The sequence below is a fragment of the Saccharopolyspora sp. MMCC62 genome (assembly GCF_057736575.1).
On sequence record NZ_JBYKCM010000010.1, the window covers coordinates 1 to 14,549 of the forward strand.

Annotated in this window: 13 protein-coding genes and 1 tRNA gene; 5 read left to right on the top strand and 9 right to left on the bottom strand. The window is 71.8% G+C overall.

Translation table 11 applies throughout. The features are described 5' to 3' along the window. Positions 1-341: 341 nt before the first annotated feature. Positions 342-415 (bottom strand) — tRNA-Met (locus tag AC29IT_RS22110). Positions 416-605: 190 nt separating this feature from the next. Next, entirely contained in the window at positions 606-3,491 is a 2,886-nt protein-coding gene (locus AC29IT_RS22115) for a UPF0182 family protein (RefSeq protein ID WP_488219990.1), read from the bottom strand. Positions 3,492-3,719: 228 nt separating this feature from the next. On the opposite strand from AC29IT_RS22115, the gene AC29IT_RS22120 reads away from it, so the two are divergent. Continuing rightward, positions 3,720-4,250 carry a PPA1309 family protein gene (locus tag AC29IT_RS22120; protein WP_488220113.1) on the top strand — a complete coding sequence of 177 codons (531 nt, stop codon included), beginning with the start codon at positions 3,720-3,722 and terminating at the stop codon, positions 4,248-4,250. A gap of 368 nt (positions 4,251-4,618) precedes the next feature. Here the strand turns inward: AC29IT_RS22120 and AC29IT_RS22125 are convergent, their stop codons facing one another. Further along, positions 4,619-5,644 carry a YlbL family protein gene (locus AC29IT_RS22125; protein ID WP_488219991.1) on the bottom strand — a complete coding sequence of 342 codons (1,026 nt, stop codon included), beginning with the start codon at positions 5,642-5,644 and terminating at the stop codon, positions 4,619-4,621. A 141-nt stretch (positions 5,645-5,785) separates the two neighbouring features. Here AC29IT_RS22125 and AC29IT_RS22130 point away from each other — a divergent pair, with 141 nt between their 5' ends. Then, on the top strand, positions 5,786-7,279 hold the full coding sequence (locus AC29IT_RS22130) for a zinc-dependent metalloprotease (RefSeq protein ID WP_488219992.1): 1,494 nt from the start codon (positions 5,786-5,788) through the stop codon (positions 7,277-7,279). 64 nt (positions 7,280-7,343) lie between these two features. Here AC29IT_RS22130 and AC29IT_RS22135 read toward each other — a convergent pair whose 3' ends face one another. Then, entirely contained in the window at positions 7,344-7,886 is a 543-nt protein-coding gene (locus AC29IT_RS22135; protein ID WP_358444838.1) for a M48 metallopeptidase family protein, read from the bottom strand. A gap of 212 nt (positions 7,887-8,098) precedes the next feature. Between AC29IT_RS22135 and AC29IT_RS22140 the strand changes: the two genes are divergently transcribed. Both AC29IT_RS22140 and AC29IT_RS22145 read left to right on the top strand, forming a co-directional pair. Beyond that, positions 8,099-8,248 (top strand): DUF5679 domain-containing protein, encoded by a 150-nt coding sequence (locus AC29IT_RS22140; RefSeq protein WP_358444835.1) that lies wholly within the window; start codon positions 8,099-8,101, stop codon positions 8,246-8,248. Between the two features lie 226 nt (positions 8,249-8,474). Next, complete coding sequence (locus tag AC29IT_RS22145; protein ID WP_358444833.1) at positions 8,475-9,803, top strand: ABC1 kinase family protein; 1,329 nt, start codon at positions 8,475-8,477, stop codon at positions 9,801-9,803. A gap of 73 nt (positions 9,804-9,876) precedes the next feature. Here AC29IT_RS22145 and AC29IT_RS22150 read toward each other — a convergent pair whose 3' ends face one another. From AC29IT_RS22150 to AC29IT_RS22170, 5 genes are all read right to left on the bottom strand, one after another. Then, on the bottom strand, positions 9,877-10,737 hold the full coding sequence (locus tag AC29IT_RS22150; RefSeq protein ID WP_358444830.1) for a class I SAM-dependent methyltransferase: 861 nt from the start codon (positions 10,735-10,737) through the stop codon (positions 9,877-9,879). A gap of 11 nt (positions 10,738-10,748) precedes the next feature. Continuing rightward, positions 10,749-10,982, bottom strand: coding sequence for a hypothetical protein (locus tag AC29IT_RS22155; RefSeq protein ID WP_358444827.1), 234 nt, complete (start codon positions 10,980-10,982; stop codon positions 10,749-10,751). Continuing rightward, the gene (locus AC29IT_RS22160; protein WP_358444824.1) at positions 10,979-11,356 is read right to left on the bottom strand and encodes a WhiB family transcriptional regulator; all 378 of its coding nucleotides are present in this window, start codon (positions 11,354-11,356) and stop codon (positions 10,979-10,981) included. Before AC29IT_RS22160 ends, AC29IT_RS22155 begins: the two co-directional genes overlap by 4 nt. Positions 11,357-11,533: 177 nt before the next feature. Next, positions 11,534-11,716 (bottom strand): hypothetical protein, encoded by a 183-nt coding sequence (locus AC29IT_RS22165; RefSeq protein ID WP_358444821.1) that lies wholly within the window; start codon positions 11,714-11,716, stop codon positions 11,534-11,536. Between the two features lie 136 nt (positions 11,717-11,852). Next, positions 11,853-13,940, bottom strand: a complete 2,088-nt coding sequence (locus AC29IT_RS22170; RefSeq protein ID WP_358444818.1) for an ATP-dependent DNA helicase UvrD2 — start codon at positions 13,938-13,940, stop codon at positions 11,853-11,855. A 133-nt stretch (positions 13,941-14,073) separates the two neighbouring features. Here AC29IT_RS22170 and AC29IT_RS22175 point away from each other — a divergent pair, with 133 nt between their 5' ends. Next, the gene (locus tag AC29IT_RS22175; RefSeq protein WP_488219993.1) at positions 14,074-14,487 is read left to right on the top strand and encodes a PPOX class F420-dependent oxidoreductase; all 414 of its coding nucleotides are present in this window, start codon (positions 14,074-14,076) and stop codon (positions 14,485-14,487) included. Positions 14,488-14,549: the final 62 nt, after the last annotated feature.

The window sequence follows — 14,549 nt, forward strand, 5'->3', positions numbered from 1 at the left end:
CACCCCCCTCCCAACCACGAACCCCCACCCCGCAAAGCGCGAAGCGCAAGCCCCCCACACCCCCAACCACAAACCCCAAACCACGAACCACAAACCCCACTCCAGCCCCACAACCCACGAACCACAAAGCGCGAGCCCCACCCCACAAACACAAGGCACGAAGCGCGAAGCGCGAGCCCCGCCGCAGCAAGCGCGAAGCGCGAGCCCCCCACCAGCACCACACCCGAAACCGGCACGCTCCGCACCGTGGGGGCCTACGGGGGCTCGGCCCCCGTACAAAACGAGGGCAAACGGAAAGAGACCCCCTCTCGCCAGAGAGGGGGCCTCGAACACACCACGAGTAGCGGGGACAGGATTCGAACCTGCGACCTCTGGGTTATGAGCCCAGCGAGCTACCGAACTGCTCCACCCCGCGCCAAGCACGATCCTCGACTTCGGTTCGTGCCGTATTTCCTTGTGGTGAGAACTGTACTGGACGGTTCCGGGGCCCTTGCGAGGGGGGTCCTGTTAGCGCGTTTCCGCTGGTGGCGCCGCGGGGGGGGGGGGGGGGGGGGGGCCGGGGGGGGCCCGCGCGCCCGGGGGGGGGGGCCCCCCCCGCGGCGGGATCAGCCGCCGTTGCCCTGGAGCTGCTCGAACCGGCCGACGGCACTTTCGAGCCGCTGGAGCGCGCCGCCGAGGTTGCCGAGGTCGCCGGACTGCTGCGCGGTCCGCACCTGTTCGAGCGCGCCCTGGATGTCGTTGACGGCGCTGCGGAGTTCGGGCGTGGCCTGCTGGCCGGGCGCCGGCGGCTGCTGACCGGGTTGCTGGGTCGGCGGCTGCTGGGCTTGGCCGTCGCCGGTGGCGTCGCCCGCACCGGCGCCGAAGACCTGTTCCAGCGCCTTGGGCAGGGTTTCGGCGAAGCCGACGTTGCCGCCGAAGGAGACGAGGACGCGGGCGAGCTGCGGGTACGAGTCCTGCTCGTTGCGCTGGATGTAGATCGGTTCGACGTAGAGCAGGCCGCCCTTGACGGGCAGGGTCAGCAGGTTGCCGAAGATCGCGTTGACGTTGGGGTTGTTGAACAGGGTCCGGTTCTCGGTGACTTCGGGGGTGGACTCCATCTGGTTCTGCACCTGGTTGGGCCCGGGGGTCTGGGTGTTGGTGGGCAGGCGCAGGACGGTGAGCTTCCCGTAGTCGCGGGGGTCGGAGGAGGCGGAGACCCAGGCGGCGAGGTTCTGCCGCCGCAGCGCGGTCAGGGCGCTGGTGAGCTGGAAGGTGGGGTTCTCCTGGCCTTCGACCTGGGCGAGCACGTAGTAGGGCGGCTGCTGGTTGCCTTCGTCCGCGGCGCCGCCTTGGCCTCCGCTGGTGGGGTCCGGGGGCACTTCCCAGAAGGTCTGCGTGGAGTAGAAGTCGGCGGGGTCGTCGACGTGGTACTCGGTGAGCAGGGAGCGCTGCACCTTGAACAGGTCTTCGGGGTAGCGGAAGTGCTCGCGCAGCTGCGGGGTGATCTCGGAGCTGGGCTTGACGACGCCGGGGAACACGCCTTCCCAGGCCTTGAGGACGGGGTCCGGCTTGGTGTCGTCGGTTTCGTAGAGCTCGACGTTGCCGTCGTAGGCGTCGACGGTGGCCTTCACCGAGTTGCGGATGTAGTTGATCTGCTGGTTGGGCTGCCGCTGGACGCCGCGGAGGGTGTCGTTGGTGGCCTCGCCGAACTCGGTGACCTCGGCGTACGGGTAGTTGTTGAGCGTGGTGTAGCCGTCGACGATCCACTTGATGCGGCCGTCGACGACGGCGGGGTACGGGTCGCCGTCGACCTTGAGCCAGGGCGCGACCTTCTGGACGCGCTCCCGCGGGTTCCGCTCGTAGATGATCTTCGAGTTGTCCCCGATGGCCTGGTTGAACAGGATGTTCCGGTCGGTGTAGTGCGCCGCGAACACGAGCCGGTTGAACCAGTTGCCGATGGGCACGCCGCCCTTGCCGGTGTAGGTGTAGGCGCTGCCGTCGGTGTCGTACTCGCGGGGCGCGTCGCCGGGGTTGCCGCCGACGATGGCGTAAGTGGAGACGAGTTCGCCGAAGTAGGACCGCGGCTGGTCGACGGGGATCTCGCCGCGGCCGTTGTTGGCGACGTCGCTGACGGAGAACACCGGGTAGCCGCCCTGGGTGCGGCCGTCTTCGAGGGTGGAGTCGACGCGGTCCGCGGGTGCGCTGACAAACCCGTTGCCGTGCGTGTAGACCATGTGCTGGTTGATCCACGACTGCTGGTTCGCGGCGAGCCCGGCGGTGTTGATCTCGCGGAGGGCGACCAGGTAGTCCTGCAGTTCCCCCTTGTCGTCCCGGTACCGGTCGACGTCGAGCTTGTCGGGGAAGCCGTAGAAGTTGTACTGCTGGGTGAGCTGGGTGAACGTCGCGGACAGGACGCTGGGGTCGAGCAGCCGGATGTTCGGGATGGTCCCCGCGTCGTCGGCGACCTGCTCGGGCCGGAGGTTGGTGACACCCGGGTAGTCGTGCACCTCGACCTTGTCCTCGCCGATGTCGAAGGCCTGCCGGGTGGCGGCGATGTTGCGGCGGATGGACTCGGCTTCGCGCTGGTTGGCGTTGGGGCGCACGGAGAACTGCTCGAGCAGCGCGGGCCCGACGGCGCCGACGAGCACGCTGGAGAGCACCAGCAGCACGGTGGCGAGCGCGGGGATGCGCAGGTCGCGCAGGACCACGGCGGCGAAGAACGCGAGGGCGCAGAACACCGCGATGCACAGCAGGATCAGCTTGGCAGGCATGACGGCGTTCAGGTCGGTGTAGGTGGCACCGGTGAACAGCGGGTTCCGCTGGGACAGCAGCAGGTCGTACCGGTCGAAGAAGTAGTCGACGGCCTTGAGCAGCACGAACAGCCCGGCGAGCACGGCGAGCTGCACGCGGGTGGGCGCGGACAGCTGCCCGGCGCGACCGGCGAGCCGCACGCCGCCGAAGATGTAGTGCGTGACGAGCGCGCCGATGAAGGCGACGGTGATCGCGACGAACGCCCAGGACAGCAGCCAGCGGTAGAACGGCAGCTGGAAGGTGTAGAAGCTGATGTCGTGGCCGAACTCGGGGTCGGTCTGCCCGAACGGCACGCTGTGCAGGAACAGCTGGAGGGTCTGCCAGTCGGCTTGCGCGGCGAGGCCGCCGAGGACGGCGACGGCGGCGGGGATGCCGAGCGCGAACGCCGCGGGCCGGGCGCTGATCAGGGTGCGGTACCGGGCGAGCGGGTCGTCGGGTCCGCTGATCGGCACGAACACGGGCCTGGTGCGGTAGGCGATCCACAGGTTCAGCAGCAGCACGGCGCCGAGGAACAGCGCGGCTCCGACGCCGAGTCCGATCCGGGTGAGCAGCTGGGTGGTGAACACCCCTTGGTAGCCGACTTCTCCGTACCAGAGCCAATCGACGTAGGCCCCGACCAAGCTGGACCAGATGATCAGGCCGGCGAGCACGACCACGCCGATGATCAGCAGGATCCGGCTCCGCCGGGACAGTTTCGGCATTACAGGCCGCATGGCCACAGCGCACACTCCAGGCGACGATCGACGGGCCGGGGACGACTCCCCTCGCGATGTTCAACTCTACGATGTCGTCGAGGGTTCCCCCGATCGCACTCGAATTCCGGCGAATCCGACATCCCCGCCGCTGGTCATGACGGCATCGGACGATCTCGGCGGCCCGGCGGCGGTCGGGCGCGGGACCGCCGGGTGCGGGGTGCGACGATGAGCGGCATGTCAGCCGCTCATGGTGAGGACCTCGCCGCCGCCCTGCCCGGCGCCGCCCGCGAGGTCGAAGAGTTCGTGGCCGCCGCGGGTTGGGATCAGCCCACCCAGATCTTCGCGCTGGTGCCGACCAAGGAGCTGCTGGCCGCCCAGCCGTCGCTGGCCGCCGAGCTGGACGCGGACTCGGCGATGACCCCGATCGCCCAGGAGTCGCTGCCCGCGGAGGACTTGGCGGAGGCGCTGGCCCGCATCGAGTGGCCCGAGCTGGTCACCGGGTGCGCGCTGGTGCAGGAGATCGTGGTGCTGCCGCCGGAGGCGGAGTCCGCGCTGCCCACCGATGACGACGAGGAGGCGCGCCGCGCCGCGGCCGAACACCCGGACCGGCAGGAGGCTCGGCTGGTGGCGGCGGTGCTGCGGGGCGGGCACGAGACCTGCGTGCTGCGGCTGCGGGAGAGCGGCGGCGACGGCGAGCTGGTGCAGGACCCGTCGCTGGCGCCGAACCTCCTGCGCGCGCTGCACGAGACCTTCACCGCTGCGTAGCGGTTCCCGGTGCGGACCGCCCTGCGCCGGGCGGTCCGCAGGGATCAGCGCATCGGCGGCCCGGCCGACCGACGACCCGGCCGATCAGGGCCGACCGATCAACGTCCGGGCCCGACCGACGCCGACATCCGGCCCGGCCGACGGCCCGGCCCGATCAGGGCCGACCGATCAGCCCCGTCCCGATCAACCTCCCGGCCCGGCCCGATCAGGCCCGGCCGATCAACATCCCAGCCCGATCAACATCCCAGCCCGATCAACATCCCAGCCCGATCAACGCCCCAGCCTGACCGGCGGCCCGCCCGACCGGCGTCGCGGCCGATCGACGGCTCGCCGGACTCATCGGGCGACCGCTCGACGGCCGACTCCGATCAGCAGCTGGGCGGCATCCCGCCGTCGCGCATGGTGTCCAACGCCTTCGTCGCCTCGTCGAGGGTGCCGACGCGCACCAGCTGCAACCCGTCCGGCGCCTGCGACTTCGCCTCGGAGCAGTTCCCGGCGGGCACGAGGAACGTGGTCGCCCCGGCCTCCCGCGCCATGGTCATCTTGAACGGGATGCCGCCGATCGGGCCGACGTTGCCGACCGCGTCGATCTCGCCGGTGCCCGCGATGAACTTGCCGCCGTTGAGCTCGCCGGGCGTCAGCTTGTCCACGATCGCCAGCGAGAACATCAGCCCGGCGGAGGGGCCGCCGACGTCGGCGAGGCTGATCTTGATGTCGAACGGCACGTCCGGGCGGCCCACCGCGCCCACGCCGAGGAAGCCCTGCGGCCGGCCGTCCGAGCTCGCGCCCAGCGTGACCGGCACGGTGCGCTGCGGTTCGTCGCCGTGCCGGAACGTCAGCCCGACCTGCTCCCCCGGCTTGCTGGACGCGATCGCGGCCTGCAGCGAGGGCGGGTCGGTGATCGGCTTCCCGTCGACGGCGATCAGCTGGTCGCCGGGTTCGAGCACCGCGTCGGCGGGGCTGCCGTTGACGACCGTGCCCGCCAGCACCTTCGTCGGGTAGCCCAGGTGGTGCAGCGCCGCGGTCTCCGCGTCGGTCTGCGAGTCGTTGAACGCCTGGGTGTTCTCCTGCTCGATCTGCTGCTCGGTCTTCTCCGGCGGGTAGTAGACCTCGCGCGGCGCGAGGGCGTACCGGCCGGAGACCCACAGCCCCAGCGCACCCAGCATCGACAGGTGGTCGGTCACCGACACGGTGGTCATGTTCAGGTGCCCGGCGGTCGGGTAGGTCCGCTGGCCGTCGATCCGGATGACCGGCGTGCCCGCCTCTTCGCCCAGGGTGTTGTAGGTCGGTCCCGGACCGAGCGCCACGAACGGCACCGGGGCGAACGCCCCGAGCAGTCCGAAAGCGGCCACCAGGATGACGCTGGTCAGTAACGTCCAGGTTCGACGGCTCACGAGGCGACAGGGTACGTGCCCGGCTCCGGCGCGATCTCCGGGCGGGTGATCGCCGAACGCACCCGCACGCTGCGACATCGCCGCCGCGGCGGGTCGCCGAGCGACTTATCCGGTTCGGCACGATCCGCGTACGGTGGAGGCATGAGTGACATGCCGTTCGGGTTCAGCCCGCAGGATCCCGACGACGACCGCGACAAGGGGGAGTCGTCGGAAGGGCGCTCCGGTGGCGCCGGTGGTTCCGGTCAGGACTCCGGGCAGGGGTTCGGCTTCGGCGGCGCGCTACCCGGCGGCGGCATGGGCGGCATGCCCGGCGGGATGAACTTCGACATGGGCCAGCTGGGCCAGATGTTCTCCCAGCTGGGCCAAGTGCTGAGCCACTCGGGCGGCGGCGGTTCCGGGCCGGTCAACTACGACCTGGCCAAGCAGCTCGCGGTGCAGCAGCTGCACTCGAACGAGCGCACCGAGCGGCCCAGCCAGCAGGAGGTGAAGGGCGCGCAGGACGCGGTCCACCTCGCGGAGCTGTGGCTCGACCCGACGACGGCGCTGCCCGCGGGCGCGCGCACCACGAAGGTCTGGTCGTCGGTGGACTGGGTGGAGCAGACCCTGCCGACCTGGCAGCGGCTGTGCGATCCGGTGGCGCAGCGGATGTCCACCGCTTGGATGGAGGCGCTGCCCGCGGAGGCCAAGCAGGCCGCCGGGCCGCTGCTGTCCATGCTCGGCCAGATGGGCGGGCTGGGCTTCGGCTCGCAGCTGGGCAACAGCCTCGCGCAGCTCGGCGGCGAAGTGCTGACCTCCTCGGACGTGGGCCTGCCGCTGGCGCCGGAGGGCACCGCGGCGCTGCTGCCCGCGAACGTGGCCCGGTTCGCGGAGGGCGTGGACCGGCCGCTGGACGAGGTGACCCTGTTCCTCGCGGCGCGGGAGGCGGCGCACCACCGGCTGTTCAGCCACGTGCCGTGGCTGCGGCAGCGGCTGCTGGCGACCGTCGAGGAGTTCGCGCGCGGCATCCAGGTCGACACGTCCTCGCTGGAGGACCTGGCGAGCAAGATCGACCCGACGGACCCGAGCTCGATGCAGGAGCTGATGGGCTCCAACCTCCTCGAGCCGAAGACCACGCCGGAGCAGGAAGCCGCGCTGACCAGGCTGGAGACGCTGCTCGCCCTGGTCGAGGGCTGGGTCGACGTGGTCGTCTCGGACGCACTCGGCGAACGGCTACCCGGGGCGGGCGCGCTGAGCGAGACCATCCGCAGGCGCCGTGCGAGCGGCGGCCCGGCGGAGCAGACCTTCGCGACGCTGATCGGCCTGGAGCTGCGGCCCCGCCGGCTGCGCGACGCGGCGAACCTGTGGCGGCTGATGACCGAGCGGCACGGCCTGGACAGCCGCGACCGGGTGTGGGACCACCCCGATCTGCTGCCGGACGCCGCGGACCTGGACGAGCCGCTGGACTTCGCGGACCGCTGGGGCGGCTCCTCCGACCTGGACGACCCGATCGCGGCGATCAAGCGCGCCGAGGAGGCCGAGCAGGCCGCAGCCGCCGGTGAGCAGGACTCGAAGGGCGACCGGGGCTCCGAGGACGACCGGGGCTCCGAGGACGACCGGGGCTCGAAGGACGACGAGGACGGTCCCGACTCGAAGTGACCCGACGCGACGGCGCCCCGGAAGTGTGATCTTCCGGGGCGCCGTTCCGCGTTCGGGGCCGCGCTCAGCCCTCCGGCTCACCGTCCATGGTGAGGCCGAGGTTCGCGGCCGCGGAGAGCCCTTCGAGGTAGCCGACGGCGCGTTCGGTCTTCGGGTACCGGTTGACCCACTTCCAGAAGTCGTCGCCGTGCCCCGGCACCAGCAGGTGCGCGAGTTCGTGCACCAGCACGTAGTCCAGCACCCAGCTCGGCACGTCCCGGAGCCGCTCGCTGATCCGGATGTGCCTGGTGCTGGGGGTGCACGACGCCCAGCGGGTGCGCATCGGCGGCACCCAGCGGATCGAGCGCGGTTCGGCGCGGCCGTCGAGGTACTGCTCGGACAGTTCCCGGCTGCGTTCGGCGAGGGCGGCGTCGGAGTCGCGCGCCGGTGATCGGCGGCGGGTCTCGCTGCGCTGCAGGCGGCTGAGCATCTCCGCCACCCACTTCTTCTCCTCGGCTCTGCTCATCCGAGCCGGAAGCAGCACGACGACCTTGTCGCCGTCCCGGTACGCGCTGACCGTCTGGCGCCGTCGTTTGCTGCGACGCACCTCGACCTGCGGTTCTGCCACGAGACCTGACCTTAGCGAGTGGCACCGACGTAGGGACATCGCAGTGCGGTTTTCCACATGCCTACTGCGCGTGATCACCTAACGAATTACTCCATTCCCCCTAACATGCGATCAGCTGAATGCAGTGATATCGATACGGCCACCTGTACGGTTCCTCCAGCGCGGTCCGGCCGGGCACGCGCCGTAGCGATCACAACACCAAGGAGGACGCCGTGGCCGACACCTACAACGGCTACTGCGTGAAATGCCGCGAGAAGCGCGACTTCGACGGCGAGATCACGGAGACCAACGGCCGACGGATGGCCAAGGGCACCTGCCCCGTGTGCGGGACCCGCATGACCCGCATCCTCGGCAAGGCCTGAGGATCGGTGGTGGAACCCGTGCGGCCCGGTCCTACCGGACGCCCGCCGCACGTGGGACCACGCCCCGCTCGCGTCGCGACGGGCGCGCGCCGGGGTGGGCCACGACCGAAGCGGGGCTCGGGCGCCCCACAACCGGTCGGTGAACCACTACGATGTGCTCCGGCCCCGGAATCCGAACCCCTTTCGGTGCCGGGGTGGTTCTCCTGCGCGCGGCAAAGGAGCCCTCGTGACCGACATTCCCCGCCGGGCGGCGCACCGCACCGCCAAACTGGCCAGCCTTCCGCTGGGCGTCGCGGGGCGGATGGCCGCCGGGTGGGGCAAGCGCCTCAGCGGCCACTCCGCCGACGAGATCAACGCGGAACTCTCGGCGCGCACGGCCGAGCAGCTGTTCGCGGTGCTGGGACAGCTCAAGGGCGGCGCCATGAAGTTCGGCCAAGCGCTGAGCGTGTTCGAGGCCGCGGTGCCCGACGAGATGGCCGAGCCCTACCGCGAGGCGCTGACGAAGCTCCAGTCCGCCGCTCCCCCGATGTCCGGGACCAGCGTGCGGCGGGTGCTGGAGCAGCAACTGGGGCGGACCTGGCGGGACCGCTTCGCTGAATTCGACGACGTCCCGGCCGCCGCGGCCAGCATCGGGCAGGTGCACCGCGCGGTGTGGCACGACGGCCGGGACGTCGCCGTCAAGATCCAATACCCGGGCGCGGGCGAGGCGCTGCGCTCGGACCTGCGCCAGCTGAGCCGGTTCTCCCGGCTGTTCCAGTCGCTCGCCCCCGGCGCCGAGGTGAAACCGCTGCTGGCGGAGCTGCAGGACCGGATGGTCGAGGAGCTCGACTACCGCACCGAGGCCGACAACCAGCGCACCTTCGCCACCGCCTTCGACGGCGACGCGAACGTGCTGATCCCGAAGGTGGTGGCCAGCGCCCCGCAGGTGATGGTCTCCGAGTGGATCACCGGCACCCCGTTCTCCGCGGTCATCGCCGACGGCGAGCGGGAGCAGCGGGACCGGGCCGGGCGGCTGCTGGCCGAGTTCCACTTCTCCTCGCCCGAGCGGTCCGGATTGCTGCACGCCGACCCGCACCCGGGGAACTTCCTGCTCGCACCGGACGGCAGGCTGATCGTGCTGGACTTCGGCGCGGTCGCGCGGCTGCCCGAGGGCCTGCCCGCCGAGATGGGGCGGATGCTGCGGCTCGCGGCGCAGGGCCGCGCGGAGGAGCTGCTGGAGGTGCTGCGCGCCGACCGCTTCGTGCAGACCGGCAGCGAGCTGCGCGCCGAGGACGTGCTCGCCTACCTGGGACCGTTCACCGACCCGGTGCGCGAGGAGCGGTTCCACTTCACCCGGTCCTGGCTGCAGCGGCAGGCCGAGCGGGTCGGCGACCTGCGCAGCCCGGACTTCCGGACCGGGCGGGGGTTGAACCTGCCGCCGGACTACCTGCTGATCCACCGGGTGACGCTGGGCGCGACGGGCATCCTGTGCCAGCTGGACGCCGAGTTCGAGGCCCGCGAGATCATCGAGCGCTGGCAGCCCGGCTTCGCCGATCCCGAACCCGCCGCGGACTGAGCGCCGGCCGCAGACCGAGTTCCAGTCCCGGACCGGGCGCCGGCCCCGGGCTGAGCCCCGACCCCGATCGGGATCACGGGCGCAGCGTGCCCACGTGGATCGTCTGCGCCAGCAGGTAGTGCACGTCGTCGCGGTTCCCCGCGTAGTGCGGGCCGTCCGGATCGAGCAGGGCGTCGACCGCGTCGAGGTCGGCCTGCGCGACCCGCCCCTCCGCGCCGCGGCGCAGCCATTCCAGCCTGCGCAGCACCGCGGTCATCGCCGCCCCGGACACGGGGGCCGGCCGGTCCACCAGCTGCGTCCAGGTGAGCACGCCGTCCAGGCCCGCGTCGGCCATGGCCTGCGCCCAGCCGACCTTCAGCCGCGTGGCGCCGGGCATCTGCTCGCGCATCTCGCGGAACCAGTCGGCGCGGGCGGCCGCCAGCCGCGACTCCAGGCCGGGTTCGCCGACGCCGACGTCCCACGGCAGCACCCGCGGTTCCAGGCCCGATTCGACCAGGGCGAGCCGCCCGCCCGGGCGCACCAGCTTGACCAGCCGCCGCAGCCCCGCGAGCTGGTCCGGCAGGTGGTGCACCACGAACGAGGCGAACACCAGGTCGGCCTGGCCGACCGCGGACAGGTCACCGCGGGCCACGTCGGCCTGCACGGACAGCACCCGCACGTCCGGGCCCGCGGTGGCTGCGGTGTTGCGCGCCGCCTCCGCCAGCAGCTCCGGGGCGGAATCGACCAGGATCACCGTGCCGCCGGTGTCCCACATGGCGTCCGCGAACGCGGTCGCGGCACCACCCGCACCAGAGCCGACGTCGATCACCGTGCGGTCCTGCGGGCGGAGCAGGTCGCGCACCAGATCGGCGGTCTCCGGCCCGGCCAGCTCGTCGCCCTCGCGCAGCCGCGCGATCTTGGCGTCCCAGTCGATTCCGTCGTGCGAGTGAGCCACGATCGTGCACTCTACGGCTCGCCGGTGACCCCCTCCGCGCGGTCCGCGCGCCGCTGCGCGTAGTGCGCCAACCGGCGCCACCAGCGCCCGGCGGTGGCCTGGCGGGCCAACCGGTGCCGGTGCGCCTCGATCATCAAGTCGTGATGTCGAATCCGGGTCAGATCTTCGGGCATGAGCATTCGTCCGGTGTCCTTCGCGTGGGGTTCGAGCAGGTCGTTCAGGTGGTCTCGGGTGGGGTGGCTCATGCCGCGTTCTCCTCGGATCGGGGGCCGCGTGCGGCCGGTTCGACGGGGGCCGGGTTCTTGCGGGGGCGGCCGCGGGAGCGCTTGCGGGCGACGACCGCGCCGCGTTCGAAGATCTCGCCGCCCCAGACGCCCCACGGTTCGCCGCGGGACAGCGCGCCTTCCAGGCAGCGCTGCTTCAGCGGGCAGTGCCCGCACAGGGTCTTGGCCCGTTCCAGGTCGCCGGGGCTCTCGGCGAACCACAGGTCCGGGTCCTGCCGACAGGGCACCCCCTCGCCCTGGTCGGTGACCTCGTCCAGCAGCGCGCCGACCGCGCCGCCACCTCCGGCGTCATCAGCTCTTCGCTCGGGTGCTACCCGGACGCTGGTGGTCAACATCTCTCCTCCTGACCGTTCTGGGCAGTGCACGTGCCCGGACCGACGGTGGGGATCTCCCCAGGAACACATTCGAAATGGCGCAGATTCGCGAAGTGGAGACACGAAAGAGGCCGCGAACCCGGTTGCGGGGTTCGCGGCCTCGGAAGAAGTGCCTGGAGCGCGTCCTAGATCAGCGGATCAAGGATCGAGCTCCGCGCGAACCGGCGCGGTGCGGCCATCAGCCGGGCGGCCGCCGTCCGTGGGACGCGGCGTGGCGATGGCGCGGTCGAAACCGGGCAGGGTCGTAGTACGACCGCGGAACAGCGCGATACCCCCGGACATGAGGAGGCCAGGGGTACCGAGCTTCTGAATGCCGGTCATCGCTGCCACCTCCCCTCCGGATCGCGCCGGGTTCCGAACACCTCGGCTTGTGCTGTGCAGACTATGAGGCGCGGGAAGCGCGCCGCAACCGATTTTCCGAGATTCCGCCGAAGGCGGAGAAACTCCTGTTCAACGGCTAGTTGCGGTCGTGCTCGCGCTGGACGAGCGAGAGCACGTCGTCGCCGAACTTGCGGATCTTGCTCGCGCCGATCCCGGAGATCGCCACCAGCGCCGCCTCGTCGGACGGGCGCTGCTCGGCGATGGCGGTGAGCGTGGCATCGGTGAACACCACGTAGGCGGGGACCTTCAGCTGCCGCGCCCGGTCGCTGCGCCACGCGCGCAACCGGTCCAGCAGGCCCTCGTCCACGTCCGACGGGCAGGTCGAGCAGCGGCCCAGCTTGATGTCCATCGTGCTCACCAGCACCGACTCGCAGGTGCGGCAGCGCGGGGTGGCCTGCTTGCGGGCCGGGCCCGGCTCCGGGGTCCTGGTCTTCACCGGCATCGCGGCCGGGTGGCGTTCCGGGATGACGCCGTACAGGAACCGGCTGCGGCGGCGGTAGCGGCGCCCGTCGGCGGCCCTGGCCAGCGCCCAGGACAGGTGCAGGTGCTCGCGCGCGCGGGTGACGCCGACGTAGAGCAGCCTGCGCTCCTCCTCGACGCCCGCCTCGTCCTCGGCGTGCTGGATGGGCAGGGTGCCCTCGGCGAGCCCGACGAGGAACACCGCGTCCCACTCCAGGCCCTTCGCCGAGTGCAGCGAGGCCAGCGTGACGCCCTCCACCGTCGGCGGGTGCTGCGATTCGGCGCGCTGCTCCAGTTCCCCGACGTAGCGGGCCAGGTCGGCTTCGGGGTGGACGGCGGCGAGCTCCTCGGCGAGTTCGACGAGCGCGATCAGCGACTCCCAGCGCTCCCGCGCCGAGCCGCCCACCGGCGGTTCCTCGGTGAGCCCCACGTCGGCCAGCAGGGCCCGCACCGAACCGGGCAGGTCCTCGCCGGGCTCCTCGCCGCGGCCGGCGGCGCCGCGCAGCGCCACCACGGCCTGGCGCACCTCGGTGCGGTTGAAGAAGCGTTCGCCGCCGCGCACCTGGTACGGGATCTCGGCGTCGGACAGCGCCTTCTCGTACACCTCGGACTGGGCGTTCACCCGGAACAGGACCGCGATCTCGGACAGCGGCACGCCCCGACCGGCCAGCGCGGCGATCTTGCGGGCGATGGCCTCGGCCTCGGCCGGTTCGTGGTCGTACTCGGCGAAGTCCGGTTCCGGGCCGTCCGGGCGCTGCCCGATGAGCTTGAGCCGGGTGCCCGCGGGCCGGTCGCGGGCGGCGCCGATGACCTTGTTGGCCAGCGCCACGACCTGCGGGGTGGAGCGGTAGTCGCGCTCCAGCCGGACCACGGTCGCGTCCGGGAAGCGCTTCGGGAAGCCGACCAGCCACTTCGGGGCGGCCCCGGCGAACGAGTAGATCGTCTGGTTCGCGTCGCCGACCACGGTCAGGTCGTCGCGGTTGCCGAGCCACGCGTCGAGCACCCGCTGCTGCAGCGGGTTGACGTCCTGGTACTCGTCGACGACGAAGGAGCGGTAGCGGCCGCGGAACTCCTCGGCGACCTCCGGGTGCTCTTCGAGGATGGCGACGGTGTGCAGCAGCAGGTCGTCGAAGTCGAGCATCCGCGCGTCGTTCTTGAGCTGCTCGTAGGTGGCGAACACCTTCGCGAGCTGCTGCGGCACGACCGGCACGTCGCGGCCCGCGCGGGCGGCGGCGGTCGCGTACTGGTCGGGCGAGACCAGGCAGGACTTGGACCACTCGATCTCACCGGCGAGGTCGCGCACCGACTCCTTCTCGGTGGACACCCCCACCCGGTTCGCGGCCTGCACGACGAGCCGGAACTTGTTGTCGACCAGCGGCCACACCTGGGTGTCGTGCACCCGCGGCCAGAAGTAGCGCAGCTGCCGGAACGCGGCGGCGTGGAAGGTCTGCGCCTGCACCCCGGCCGCGCCGAGCGAGCGCAGCCGGGTCCGCATCTCACCCGCGGCGCGGGCGGTGAACGTCACGGCCAGCACCTGCTGGGGGACGACGAGGCCGAGCTGCACCAGGTGCGCGATGCGGTGCGTGATGGTGCGGGTCTTGCCGGTCCCGGCACCGGCCAGCACGCAGACCGGGCCGCGTGGTGCGGTGACCGCCGCCCGCTGCTCCGGATCGAGCCCTTCCAGCAGTCGCGGTTGATCGGCCATGTCGGGCATCCTCGCAGAACCGCCCCGCCCGGCGGCGGCAACCCCACCGCGCGCGTCGAGGCGCCCGCCCCGCCACGACGCGCTCGGGACCTCCCCGAACGGGTGGTTGACCTGGAACGGAGGCCGTGCGGCGATGTCGTTCACCGACGAGGAGATCGAGTACCTGCTGGCGCACCCGTTGGGGCGGCTGGCGACGGTGGCCGCCGACGGCACGCCCGACGTGGTGCCGGTGGCCGTGGAGTTCGAAGACGGTGCGCTGTGGGTGGGCGGCGGCGGGACCGTCACCCGCACCCGCAAGTTCCGCAACGTCGCGGCGGGCGGCTCGGCGGTGGCGCTCGTCGTCGACGACCTGCCGTCGCTGGACCCGTTCGTCGCGCGCGGTATCCGGATCTACGGGCGCGCCGAGCAGCCGTTCGAGCGGGTCGGGATGGTCGGCCCCGGCACGTTCCTGCGCATCACGCCGACGACGTCGTGGAGCTGGAACCTGGCGGGCGAGCCGGTCGGTGAGGACTGGTACGAGGTGCGGCGCAGCACGCACGGCACCTGACGCGGGCCGAATCCCGGTAGTGCCCCGCCGCGTGCTCGGCGTCGAGCGCGGGCGGGGCACCG

What these genes read in the sequence shown, in the direction of transcription:
- AC29IT_RS22115 (WP_488219990.1), bottom strand. Translation starts at nt 3,491, where the DNA reads ATGCCGAAACTGTCCCGGCGGAGCCGGATCCTGCTGATCATCGGCGTG.
- AC29IT_RS22165 (WP_358444821.1), bottom strand. Translation starts at nt 11,716, where the DNA reads ATGACCGGCATTCAGAAGCTCGGTACCCCTGGCCTCCTCATGTCCGGG.
- AC29IT_RS22120 (WP_488220113.1), top strand. Translation starts at nt 3,720, where the DNA reads ATGTCAGCCGCTCATGGTGAGGACCTCGCCGCCGCCCTGCCCGGCGCC.
- AC29IT_RS22175 (WP_488219993.1), top strand. Translation starts at nt 14,074, where the DNA reads ATGTCGTTCACCGACGAGGAGATCGAGTACCTGCTGGCGCACCCGTTG.
- AC29IT_RS22160 (WP_358444824.1), bottom strand. Translation starts at nt 11,356, where the DNA reads ATGTTGACCACCAGCGTCCGGGTAGCACCCGAGCGAAGAGCTGATGAC.
- AC29IT_RS22155 (WP_358444827.1), bottom strand. Translation starts at nt 10,982, where the DNA reads ATGAGCCACCCCACCCGAGACCACCTGAACGACCTGCTCGAACCCCAC.
- AC29IT_RS22170 (WP_358444818.1), bottom strand. Translation starts at nt 13,940, where the DNA reads ATGGCCGATCAACCGCGACTGCTGGAAGGGCTCGATCCGGAGCAGCGG.
- AC29IT_RS22130 (WP_488219992.1), top strand. Translation starts at nt 5,786, where the DNA reads ATGAGTGACATGCCGTTCGGGTTCAGCCCGCAGGATCCCGACGACGAC.